14 protein-coding genes are annotated in these 11704 nt (G+C 53.2%); 3 read left to right on the top strand and 11 right to left on the bottom strand.

The window, feature by feature from the left end; all coding sequences use genetic code 11:
- The 6 genes from VIN76_RS01935 to VIN76_RS01910 all read right to left on the bottom strand — a co-directional run.
- Nucleotides 1–278: ParB N-terminal domain-containing protein (locus VIN76_RS01935; RefSeq protein WP_332040131.1), on the bottom strand; the 278-nt coding region annotated here is incomplete at its 3' end.
- Complete coding sequence (locus VIN76_RS01930; RefSeq protein ID WP_332040130.1) at nt 278–1060, bottom strand: AAA family ATPase; 783 nt, start codon at nt 1058–1060, stop codon at nt 278–280. The genes VIN76_RS01930 and VIN76_RS01935, both read right to left, overlap by 1 nt.
- 42 nt (nt 1061–1102) lie before the next feature.
- Nucleotides 1103–1720, bottom strand: a complete 618-nt coding sequence (gene rsmG, locus VIN76_RS01925) for a 16S rRNA (guanine(527)-N(7))-methyltransferase RsmG (protein ID WP_332040129.1) — start codon at nt 1718–1720, stop codon at nt 1103–1105.
- Between the two features lie 7 nt (nt 1721–1727).
- The gene (mnmG, locus tag VIN76_RS01920) at nt 1728–3593 is read right to left on the bottom strand and encodes a tRNA uridine-5-carboxymethylaminomethyl(34) synthesis enzyme MnmG (protein WP_332040132.1); all 1866 of its coding nucleotides are present in this window, start codon (nt 3591–3593) and stop codon (nt 1728–1730) included.
- Nucleotides 3594–3656: 63 nt separating this feature from the next.
- Entirely contained in the window at nt 3657–4952 is a 1296-nt protein-coding gene (gene mnmE, locus VIN76_RS01915; RefSeq protein ID WP_332040128.1) for a tRNA uridine-5-carboxymethylaminomethyl(34) synthesis GTPase MnmE, read from the bottom strand.
- An 18-nt stretch (nt 4953–4970) separates the two neighbouring features.
- On the bottom strand, nt 4971–5243 hold the full coding sequence (locus VIN76_RS01910; protein WP_332040127.1) for a DUF6489 family protein: 273 nt from the start codon (nt 5241–5243) through the stop codon (nt 4971–4973).
- A 131-nt stretch (nt 5244–5374) separates the two neighbouring features.
- Here VIN76_RS01910 and VIN76_RS01905 point away from each other — a divergent pair, with 131 nt between their 5' ends.
- On the top strand, nt 5375–6073 hold the full coding sequence (locus VIN76_RS01905) for a dienelactone hydrolase family protein (RefSeq protein WP_332040126.1): 699 nt from the start codon (nt 5375–5377) through the stop codon (nt 6071–6073).
- Nucleotides 6070–6501, top strand: a complete 432-nt coding sequence (locus VIN76_RS01900) for a nuclear transport factor 2 family protein (protein ID WP_332040125.1) — start codon at nt 6070–6072, stop codon at nt 6499–6501. The genes VIN76_RS01905 and VIN76_RS01900 overlap by 4 nt, the downstream gene beginning before the upstream one ends.
- A gap of 47 nt (nt 6502–6548) precedes the next feature.
- On the opposite strand, the gene VIN76_RS01895 is transcribed toward VIN76_RS01900, so the two are convergent.
- The 5 genes from VIN76_RS01895 to hemE form a co-directional block, all read right to left on the bottom strand.
- Complete coding sequence (locus VIN76_RS01895; RefSeq protein WP_332040124.1) at nt 6549–7271, bottom strand: YjbE family putative metal transport protein; 723 nt, start codon at nt 7269–7271, stop codon at nt 6549–6551.
- The gene (locus VIN76_RS01890) at nt 7268–7564 is read right to left on the bottom strand and encodes an antibiotic biosynthesis monooxygenase (RefSeq protein ID WP_332040123.1); all 297 of its coding nucleotides are present in this window, start codon (nt 7562–7564) and stop codon (nt 7268–7270) included. Before VIN76_RS01890 ends, VIN76_RS01895 begins: the two co-directional genes overlap by 4 nt.
- A gap of 18 nt (nt 7565–7582) precedes the next feature.
- Nucleotides 7583–8839: a transcription termination factor Rho gene (gene rho, locus VIN76_RS01885; RefSeq protein ID WP_332040122.1), complete on the bottom strand. Its 1257-nt coding sequence runs from the start codon at nt 8837–8839 to the stop codon at nt 7583–7585.
- A 145-nt stretch (nt 8840–8984) separates the two neighbouring features.
- Nucleotides 8985–9410: a CopD family protein gene (locus VIN76_RS01880; RefSeq protein ID WP_414696254.1), complete on the bottom strand. Its 426-nt coding sequence runs from the start codon at nt 9408–9410 to the stop codon at nt 8985–8987.
- A gap of 14 nt (nt 9411–9424) precedes the next feature.
- A complete protein-coding gene (gene hemE / locus VIN76_RS01875; RefSeq protein ID WP_332040120.1) occupies nt 9425–10459 on the bottom strand; it encodes a uroporphyrinogen decarboxylase in 1035 nt (344 codons plus the stop codon).
- Nucleotides 10460–10774: 315 nt separating this feature from the next.
- Between hemE and VIN76_RS01870 the strand changes: the two genes are divergently transcribed.
- Nucleotides 10775–11620 carry a pyruvate, water dikinase regulatory protein gene (locus VIN76_RS01870; RefSeq protein WP_332040119.1) on the top strand — a complete coding sequence of 282 codons (846 nt, stop codon included), beginning with the start codon at nt 10775–10777 and terminating at the stop codon, nt 11618–11620.
- The last annotated feature ends 84 nt before the right edge of the window (nt 11621–11704 follow it).

Below are 11704 nucleotides of genomic sequence, written 5' to 3'. Positions count from 1 at the left end.
CGCTCTTTCATGCTGTCGGCCAGCTCGTCCAGTGCCTCATTATCAAACACCTGCCGGGGCTGGTCGGGATTGGGCCGGATATCCGAAATCGCGATGGAGCGCAGACCATCGGAGCGGTTATCCACGCTATCATCATCCGCGCCGGATTCCGGTGCCTGAACAAGCGGTTCTTCGCGCTGGATCTCTCCAAACAGGGAATTCAGCCCCCTGCCCAGTCCGGTGGTTTTCTTTTGCGTTGCATTGGATTTCGTCATGGGAGCGCTTTCTTCATTCGCCATTATGCAGCCGCCTTGCGTGCGGGCAGGCGCGCGATCAATTCACGTGCCAGGTTGATATAGGCCTCTGACCCGCTGCACCGGTGATCGTAGATCAACGCCGGCAAGCCATGGCTGGGAGCCTCGGAAAGCCTGACATTACGCGGGATAACGGTATCAAACACGATATTGCCAAGACAGGCGCGCACATCGTCGGAAACCTGCTCTGACAGCTTGTTACGGCGATCATACATGGTGAGGACAACGCCCATGACCGAAAGCCCCCGGTTGAAACGGGCGCGGATGCGTTCAACGGTCTGCAAAAGCTGGCTAAGCCCCTCCAACGCAAAAAATTCGCATTGCAGCGGCACGAGCAGCGATTCAGCCGCTACCATAGCGTTAAGGGTCAGCAGGCCGAGAGATGGCGGGCAATCGATCAGGCATATATCCCAATGCCCGTCATCGCCTTCATCCAATGCTTTTTTCAGCCGGTGAGTCCGCTCTTCAAACTCGACCAGCTCCACTTCGGCGCCGGACAGATCGACGGTCGCGGGCACAATATCCAGACCGGGAACGCGGGTTTTAACCACACAGTCGTTCAGGCCGATGTCGGAAACCAGCAGGTCATAGCTATTATTTTCGCGTTCCGACTGGTTCACGCCAAGGCCAGTCGATGCGTTTCCCTGCGGATCCAGATCAATCAGCAAAACCTTCCAACCGCTCGCAGCAAGGGCTGTTGCCGCATTGATTGCCGTTGTTGTTTTACCAACACCACCCTTTTGATTCGCTATCGCTATCCGGACCATTTTATGCAGAACCCTTCGCTAAGCCGACACAATATAGTGTTTTCAGCCAATTCCTACCAATATCCCCGCTTGCGGATCGGTCAAACTCTGTTCCACGTGAAACATTTTTTGCCGTTTTGGCGACAGGCCTTTTAACTCCATTACCGCATTTTTGCCCTTTGGTAAGAGCCAAACCGTTTTTTCTGTGGAAAACCGGTGTGAAAGTGTCAGCAATTTCGGTAATGGCGCAAAGGCCCTCGCACTAATTACGTCAACGGGATGAGTTTCGACATTCTCTAAACGGCTACCAAAAACCAAGGCTTTTTCGTCCAAGCCCAGTTTGTGCACGACAGATTCAAGAAAGCTGATGCGGCGCGCGCGTGATTCGACCATCTCCACCTTATAATCACCCAATATGGCAATGATGATTCCGGGGAAGCCGGCACCGGTTCCGAGGTCGAGCCAGGTTTTGTCTCCCTCCCCCTTGGGGGCATGTAACATCAGCTGCGCGCTATCGACAACATGACGCGCCCAGATATGATCGGCTGTGGATTTGGAGATCAGATTCTGATGCTCCATCTCTTCTCTCAGCAGGGTCAGGAAATCCTCAAGCTGCTGCCATGTTTCACGTGGAACGTCGAAATTTTCCCGCAGCCAATCCTGCGCCTCTTTCTCCGTCATACTATGATCATGCCGCGAGATATTTTGCATCACGGCGACGGGCATGGACCAGAATCGCGGCCAGCGCTGCTGGCGTAATACCGCGAAGGCGTGAAGCCGCTGCCAATGTTTCCGGCCGCGCACTGTTCAAACGGTCAACCATTTCATTCGACAGGCCGGGTATCGCTTTATAGTCCAGTTGCTCGTCCAGCCGGATCTGCTCATTCGCTCTCAGATCTTTCAGCTCCGCTTCCTGCCGCTGAAGATATGGTGCGTAACGCGCATCTTCCTCAACCTCGTTGAGCAGATCGGTGTCGATATCGCTAGTGGATATGCCAAGGCCTTCCAGCGAAGCAAGCGAGATGTTGGGAAAGCGAAGCCAGTCAAACAGTGACTGCTTGCCCCCGTCGCGGCGCACTTCTACCCCTTGGGCAGCAATTTCGTCGCAGCTATGAACCGACTCCAATTGCTCCATAATCCGCGTGCGCTGTTCTTCCCGCCGGTTAAACCAGTTCAGCCGTTCCTCGCCCATACAGCCAAGCCCGGCGGCAATCGCCCCCAGACGGGTGGCCGCATTATCGGCCCGCAGCCGCAAACGATATTCCGCACGTGCGGTCAGCATCCGGTAAGGTTCCGTCACACCCTGCAAAACAAGATCGTCGATCATCACTGCAATATAGCTCGTCCCGCGGTCCAGTTCAGGAGCAGCCTTTTCCTGAATCGCGCAAGCGGCACCAATGCCGGCAATCAACCCCTGCGCCGCGGCCTCTTCATATCCTGTGGTGCCATTTATCTGTCCGGCGCAATAAAGCCCCTCCAGATCACGGACTTTCAAGCTACTGTCCAAAGCCCGCGGATCAATATGGTCATATTCAACCGCATAGCCCGGCACGATAATTTTTGCATGGGAAAGCCCATCCATCGTCCGAACAAAAGCTTCCTGAACTTCGGCAGGTAAGGAGCTGCTTATCCCGTTCGGATAAACATAATGCGTATCCAGTCCTTCGGGCTCCAGAAACACCTGGTGGGAGTCACGGTCCGCAAAGCGGTGAATCTTGTCCTCAATCGACGGACAGTAACGCGGACCCAGCGCATCAATCGCTCCGGTGAATAAAGGAGAGCGATCCAGGTTGCTGCGAATAATATCATGCGTGGCGGCATTGGTCCGGCTGATCGCACAAAAAATCTGTGGCACTTCTCGACGCTTTGACAGCGGGGACATAGTCCAGTCACCATCATCCGACGGCTGCTCGGGTAGAGCGGCCCAGTCAATCGTCCGGCCGTCTATGCGCGGAGGCGTTCCGGTTTTCATCCGTGCTATGGGGAGCTGCGCCTGCCGTAGTTGCTGGCCAAGAGATACGGCGCTGCCCTCACCCGTCCGACCGCCCGAGGTGGTTTCCTCACCGCGAAACATCTTTCCGTTCAAAAATGTGCCCGTCGCCAAAATTACTGCTAATGCGGTAATCCGGCCTCCATCTTTCAGGGTGATCCCGCTAACCGTCCGGTCATTCAATATCAGCGATGCGACCTCGCCTTCCACGATAGACAGATTTTCCTGTGCATCGAGCATCCGGTGGATGGCCGCTTTATATAATTTGCGATCTGCCTGAAGCCGTGGGCCCTGCACCGCTGCGCCCTTGGACAGGTTGAGCATCCGGTAATGGATCCCCGCTGCATCAGCCGCCCGGCCGATCAAACCATCAAAGGCATCGACTTCCCGCACCAAATGCCCTTTGCCCAGACCGCCAATCGCCGGATTGCAAGACATGGCACCGATGCTGTCTTTCGTAAAACTGACCAGTGCCGTACGCACACCCATGCGCGCGGCAACCGCAGCAGCTTCACAGCCTGCATGTCCGCCACCGACGACGATGAGATCAAAATTAACATTCATGCTGCGCCCATAGCGGAACACGGGTTTCAGGTCAAAGCTCTCCCGCTGTTCCACGTGGAACAGTTATTTTCCGATGCAGAATTTTCCGAACAAGCTGTCCAGCATATCCTCGGTGCTCGCCCTGCCCGTAAGCGCATCAAGTGCGCCGCGCGCCAAGCGTAGTTGCTCTGCGACAATCAGATAATCTTCCAACCCCGATATGACATCAAGGCTACGATGGGCCAGAGTCAGGTGATCGGCCTGCCGCTTGTTGACGCTGATCTCGTCCCCGCGCGGCACAATATCTTTCGCCTTCTCCACAAGCAATGTGACCAGCGCATCCATGCCGGTACCCGCCAGTGGAGAGACCGAAAGCACGCCGGAAGACTTGGGCTGATATTCGGGATGGTCCTGACGCGAAGCGATCTCGACCAGATTGCTGTTCGTCGGACCTTCGCCCTCCGGGCCCAGCCATAATATCAGGTCGGCCAGTTCAAATTGCTGACGCGCCCGGTCGATGCCGATGCGCTCGATTTCCTCCGCCCCGTCATCACGAACACCGGCGGTATCGATGAACAGAAATGGAATGCCACCTATCGCAATCGGCACCTCGATCACATCGCGCGTGGTCCCCGCTATGGGAGAAACAATCGCTGCCTCTCTTTCCACCAGCGCATTGAGCAATGTGGACTTTCCGCTATTAGGCGGTCCGCCCAAAACCACACGCACTCCTTCGCGCAATTTTTCCGCACGCGGACGAGCGAGCATAGTTGCCATTTCCTCCGCCAGATCGTGCGCCGCCAATTGCAGGGCATCCAACTGAGCGGGCGCAACGTCGTCTTCATCGGAAAAATCAAGTTCCGCTTCCACTATGGCGGAGAGACGCAAGATACCGTTTTGCCAATCCTCCACTTTACGCGATAATGCACCTCCGGCCGCCTGTATCGCGGAACGGCGCTGGAGTTCCGTTTCCGCGAAAAGCAGATCGGATAATCCTTCCGCCTCAGCCAGATCCATTCGGCCATGAGTAAAGGCGCGGCGGGTAAACTCCCCCGGTTCGGCCTGACGCAATCCCGCGATATTCCCCAGCGCATTTTCCAGCACGCGGATCACGGCGCGGCCACCGTGGCAGTGGATTTCCGCCAAATCCTCACCGGTAGCGCTATTGGGACCGGGAAACCATAATATCAGTGCCGTATCCAGCAACTCTCCGCTAACCGGGTCAGTCAGCTTCGCCAAACTGGCACGCCGCTCACTCGGTAGCGTCCCGGAAAGCTGGCGTAATGCTGATGCAGCTTTGGGACCGCTGATCCGGATAATACCAATTGCCGATGGTGGCTGCCCACTGGACAGAGCAAAGATTGTATCAGTTGCAGCCATGTTCTATCTATTTGATATTTAATCTTTTTTATCGGAAGGAGCCGGTTTTTCACCCGTCTGTCCAGCGCCCATAGCCCCGCTCAGGAACGAAGAGAACATCTTTATTCCCGCTTCCCCCATTGGCGCTATGATCTTGGTAAAGCTTTGCAATTGTTCCACCGAGCTCGCGCCCTTCAGGAGCTTCGATAATTCCGAGACATAGGTATCGTTTAACTGTCCTACATCCGGCAGGCCCATTAACCGACGCGCTTCTTCTGGTGTGCAATCCAGTTCTACGGTTACTTTCATCATGCTTCCTTTTTATCTATCGTCGAAGCGAAGTTCCCTCCCTCACTGCAACAGATGATCTTCCGCCTTGCCACAACAGGATATGGGGATATTGTGGGGCAATAATCAAGTCATCATCAAAGGAGCATAGAAAAATGGGTGAAATGAAATCGATTGAAACGCTAAGCGGAAATGAAAGCTTCCCTGCCTATGTCGCCGCTCCCGACGGAACAGCAAAAGCCGCTATCATTGTGATTCAAGAAATTTTTGGCGTGAACAAGGGCATCAGAGCCAAATGCGATACTTGGGCAAAGGCTGGCTATCTTGCCATTGCGCCGGATCTGTTCTGGCGGGTCAATGACAATACCGATCTTGATGCCGATGTTCCGGAGGAATTTCAGACTGCCCTCGATCTTATGAACAAATTTGACCAGGATCAGGGTATCAGGGACATTGAAGCCACGATCCATTTTGCTCGCCAATCTGTAGATGGCGGAAAAGTCGGATGTGTCGGTTATTGTCTGGGTGGACGATTGGCCTTCATGACGGCTGCACGGACCGATATTAACGCCTCTGTCGGCTATTATGGTGTCGGGATTGACGGCTTGCTGCGCGAAAGCCATGCGATTGCACATGATGTAATGCTGCATATCCCCACGGCCGACGGCTTTGTATCACCCGAAGCCCAGGCCGCCATGCATGAGGGGCTGGACGATCATCCCAAAGTTACTTTGCATGATTATGAAGGGCTGGACCACGGTTTTGCTGCCGAATTTGGCGCTCGCCGCGATGAAGCCGCAGCTAATCTGGCCGATAGCCGCACGGCAGAGTTTTTCAAGAAGCACCTGGGATGAGCGTCCGGGAGAGCCTGAAAATATGGCATGAGCGCTTTGCCGAGAAGAGGAAAAATGGCGGTAAAAGTGCCGACATCAATGACCCCGGGCTTAGCACACAAATTGCCGATGATGCTGTGTTCCACTCCCCCGTGGTTCATACACCGCAAGTCGGCAAACCGATTGTCATGGCCTATCTGAGCGCCGCTGACACAGTATTGGGCAATGACAGCTTTCGCTATGTCCGCGAGATTGTCGACGACAGTGCCAATATGGCGATGCTGGAGTTCATGCTCGAACTGGATGGTATCGAGGTTAACGGCGTGGACATCATCACATGGAATGAAGACGGATTGATCCAGGACTTCAAGGTGATGGTCCGCCCGTTAAAGGCGATCAATAAAGTCTGGGAAGAAATGGGAAAAATACTGGAAAAGATGAAGGGCTAGTTCGTCCGAACCAGACCTTCATCTACAGGTTTTTAAGGCTAAAAACGCTAAAACAGCGTCATCATGCCCAGTTGCGGATCGACTATGCCGTCGTAAATCATCCTACCGGCAACCCAGACAATCACGCCAAGACCAATATAGGCAATCCATTTATAACGCTCGATATATTGGGCGATAACATTAGCTGCGATACCCATTAATGCAACGGATAGCAGCAGTCCGATCACCAGAATGCCCGGATGCTCGCGGGCAGCGCCAGCGACGCCGAGAACATTGTCCAGGCTCATGGAAATATCGGCTGCGGTAACTGCCCAGACAGCGCCCCAAAAGCTTTTCTGCGGGGCAACGCCGCTGGCTTCATCGCCAAGAATTTCCGGAGAACCGGGAGAATCCTTTGCACCGAAAATTTCACGGTAAAAATTCCACGCGACCCACAAAAGCAGCAAGCCACCAGCTAAAATCAGGCCGACGACCGACAATAACACGCTGACGGTAAGCGCAAATATGATACGCATGACCAGAGCGGCAGCGATACCGATAAAGATAACCTTACGGCGCTGCTCACTGGGGAGACCGCCAGCCAGAGCGCCGACAACAATCGCATTATCTGCAGCAAAGATAAGGTCGATCAATATCACCTGGCCAAATGCGGCCAGGGCTGCAGGTGTGCCGATATTCTCGAAATCATGGAGAATAGCCGCCCAAATTTCAGCCAGTGAGCCAAGTCCGGGGGTAACTGCGGCGGATAAAACAGATAAAAGATCAATCATAAGAGAATGGAAGGTCCATAATAAGTTACGGCCGGTATAAAGTCATAAAAACCATGAAGCAAGGCGCGCCATTGTTCATATTCAGGCGATTTACGAAAGCCGTCCCGGTGAGATACCACACTGTCCCACCGGACCAGCAAAAGATACTGGCCGGGAATATCGGTTGAAGGGCGGACCTCTATCGAATGAAAGCCGGGCTGGGCTGCAATAAGCGGCTTTGCTTGTTGCATGGCTTGGGAAAACTGGTCCGACTGGTCCGGTTTAACCTGCAACAATGCATGTTCGACTATCAATGCGGTTATGCCGACAGTTTATTGATTCATACTATCGAAGAAATCGTCATTGGTTTTGGAATCCTTCATCTTGTCGAGCAGGAATTCCATCGCGTCGATCGTGCCCATTTGCATGAGGATACGGCGCAGTACCCACATTTTCTTGAGCTTGTCATCCTCGACCAGCAATTCTTCCTTACGTGTGCCGGATTTACCAACATCCAGCGCCGGAAAGATGCGTTTGTCCGCGACTTTGCGGTCCAGCACAATTTCAGAGTTGCCGGTGCCTTTAAATTCTTCAAAGATAACTTCGTCCATGCGGCTGCCAGTATCGATCAGTGCGGTTGCGATAATGGACAGTGAACCACCTTCCTCGATATTACGTGCGGCACCGAAAAAGCGTTTCGGGCGCTGTAAGGCATTGGCGTCCACACCGCCGGTAAGCACCTTACCAGAGCTTGGAACGACCGTATTATAGGCGCGGCCAAGCCGGGTGATGGAATCGAGCAGAATGACAACATCATGTTTATGCTCGACCAGACGTTTGGCTTTTTCAATAACCATTTCAGCAACTTGCACGTGGCGGGTAGCCGGTTCGTCAAAGGTTGAGCTGATGACCTCACCCTTTACCGAACGCTGCATGTCGGTCACCTCTTCGGGGCGTTCGTCGATCAACAGGACAAGCAAATAGATTTCGGGATGGTTATCGGTAATCGCCTTGGCAATATTTTGCAGCAGCACGGTTTTACCGGTACGCGGCGGCGCAACGATCAAGGCGCGCTGGCCCTTGCCCTGCGGAGCAATAATATCAATGACCCGCGCCGATTTGTCTTTGACCGTAGGATCAAGACTATCCAGTTTCAGCTTTTCATCCGGATAAAGCGGGGTCAGGTTATCAAAATTGACCCGGTGCCGCACCGCATCCGGTTCATCAAAGTTGATTGCGGTCAGCTTGGTCAGCGCAAAATAACGCTCCCCATCCCGCGGAGCACGGATTTCGCCTTCAACCGTATCGCCGGTACGCAGGCCAAATCTGCGAACCTGGTTCGGGGACACATAAATATCATCGGGACCAGCAAGATAATTCGCTTCGGGCGAGCGCAAAAAGCCAAATCCGTCGGGCAGCACTTCAATAGTGCCAAGGCCCATGATCAGTTCGTCATTATCCGCAAGTTCTTTCAGAATCGCGAACATCAGATCCTGTTTGCGTAATGTCGAAGCGCCTTCAACACCTAGCTCTTCCGCCATTGAGACGAGGCCAGCGGGCGATTTTTCTTTTAATTCTTTTAAGTGCATGGAGGTTTATCCAAGTATATCAGGGAGTTATTATTATTCTATGCATGCGCGCGGCGTGTTAGCCATCAAATTTTCACATGATAAGGTCGCCCGGACGGGCTTTGATGCTTAATTACGCTTTTGCCGGGATTCTGTCAAACCCAAATCAGAACGGTTTAACAATTGCCAATATAACAATGATCGGAACCGCTATGCCCGGCACTTCGTTGATGAGGCGCAAAGTCTTGTCCTTCATGGTCCGTTCGCCCCGCGCCAGTTTTTTAACATAGCCCATCATCCAGCCATGATAGCCCGACAGAGCAATCACCATCAGAAATTTGGCATGGAACCAGCCTTGGCTGAACGCCCCAATATTATAAGCCAGCAGCAATCCCATGATCCAGGTGATGACAAGTGCCGGATTAAGGATGATCTTGCGTAGCTTTGCCTCGCGATCGATCCATTTGCGATCCTCTTCAGACCCGGCAGCCGTTTCCTGGTGATAGACAAAGAACCGCGGCATCATGAACAGCCCGGCCATCCAGAAGATTACAAAAATAAGATGTGCGGATTTCAACCAGAGATACAGCATAGAGATTATTTCATTCATTGCCGGACAATATGAAGCAGCTGTTCCACATGTTCAATGGGCGTATCGGGTAAAATACCGTGACCCAGATTGAAAATATGAGGCCTGTCTTCAAATACTTGCAGGATATGCCGCGCCGATTTTTCCAGCGCTTCACCGCCAGCAATCAGCGCCAATGGATCAAGATTGCCCTGCAGCGGCAACCCTGCGGGCAGGTTTTCATGCGCCCAGACAGGATCAACCGTTTCGTCCAGTCCAATCGCGCTGGCGCCTGTTTCATTCGCATAAGCCAGTAATTTTGCACCAGCTCCCTTGGGAAAGCCGATAACCGGCAGGTCGGGATGAACCGCTTTTAACCGCGAGATGATCTCGGCATTGGGCGCAATCACCCATTTTTCAAACTGGGTAGGAGAAAGCGTCCCTGCCCAGCTATCGAAAAGCTGAACCGCTTCGACGCCTGCTTCTACCTGACCGAGCAGATATTCGACAGTATTTTCAATGATGGCATCGATCAATTCGCCAAAAGCCACCGCGTCCTTATAGGCATAGCGGCGCGTAACGGCCTGATCCTTGCTGCCCTGCCCCTGGACCATATAGGTCGCAATCGTCCATGGACTTCCGGCAAAGCCCATGAAGGTGGTTTTATCATCAATCTGCGAAGCGACACGCCGGACTGTCTTGTAAATAGCGTCAAAATGCTCCGGAGCACGCTCAAGAGAGGCCAAAGCAGCATCAATGATCCTTGGTGCCAGCCGCGGTCCTTCTCCGGCCTCAAACCATAGATTCTGGCCCATGGCATGGGGCACGATCAAAATGTCGGAAAACAGGATTGCTCCGTCAAAAGCGAACCGCTTGATCGGCTGCAGAGTCACTTCGGCCGCAGCCTCAGCATCATAGCAGAGTTCCAGAAAACCGCCCTTACTGGCACGCAGCTCGCGATATTCGGGCAGATAGCGTCCTGCCTGGCGCATCAGCCAGACAGGAGTCCGGTCGGTTTTTCTGCCGCGCAGAGTTTCGAGCAAAAGTTTCGGGGCGTTCGTCACGTTAGGCATGGGAAGAGTGTCATCCAATATAATATATAAGTATATTTATAGAATCTTGTTGTTGATGATAGGGCGTGGATAGAGGGCGTAAAGCGCCTCTACCGCGATTACAAACAGATTGACAGAGCGGTGATAGCGATAATTTTACCGATTCCAAAATTTAGTCCCCGTTATCCACAATCTGTGGATGAAAATTATAAAAGTTGACCGGCTGTGGATAGAAATCGGAATGTTGGGGATGAAAAGCGCGTAAGTGATTATCCCTCATTCATCCCTTGCTTTATCCACAATGAAATAACAGGGTTGCAGCAGTTTGGAGCCACTATGAATCGTTTGCATCTTCACATGCTGTCTGACTCTACCGGAGAGACGCTGGAAAATATCGCCAAAGCCGCTTTGGCACAATTTGATGGTGTTGAGATCATCAAGCATTTCTGGCCGATGGTGCGTTCTGAATCGCATTTGAACCGGATATTGGTGGAGGTTGCGGATAATCCGGGGCTGGTAATTTTTACATTGGTCAACCGCGATATCCGCGCGCGGCTGGAGCGGGAGTGCCGCCATCTGGGTCTGCCCGTTGTGCCGGCACTGGATACGGTAACAGACGCCTTGTCCAATATGCTGGGCCAGGAAGCCAAAGCGCGGCCGGGCCGGCAACATATACTGGATGCGGCTTATTTCAAACGGGTGGAGGCGATTCAGTTCACCATTGCCCATGATGACGGGATTGGCTGGGAAAACTGGGAAGAGGCGGATATTATTCTTGCCGGTGTATCGCGCACATCAAAGACGCCGACTTCTATTTATCTGGCCAATCGCGGGTATAAAACCGCGAACATTCCTATCGTACCGGAATCGCCTCCGCCCGATGCTCTGTTCCATTTGAAAAACCCGTTGGTGGTTGGACTTGTCGCAAATGCAAGCCGATTGGTGCAGGTGCGCCGCAACCGGTTGCTTTCACTCAATGAAGCCACCGAAACGGATTATGTGAACGAGCAAAAGATTATCGAGGAAACCCAATATGCCCGGCGCATGTTTAGCGATAATGGCTGGCCGACGATTGATGTGACACGCCGGTCGATCGAGGAATCCGCCGCCGCGATCATCAATTTTTATAATGAACGCGAAAATGTCGCTGCGGAAACGGATCAGGACAAAACCGATGGATGAAATGGAGCAGGAGCCGATGCTTATACTCGCCTCCAAAAGCAAAGCCCGCCGGGCGATGCTGGAAGCGGCCGGTGTCGTGGTGGA

This window comes from Parasphingorhabdus sp., assembly GCF_036568145.1.
Lineage (GTDB): Bacteria > Pseudomonadota > Alphaproteobacteria > Sphingomonadales > Sphingomonadaceae > Parasphingorhabdus.
Note: the sequence above shows the minus strand (reverse complement) of the source record. Positions and strands in the feature narration are given on the sequence as shown.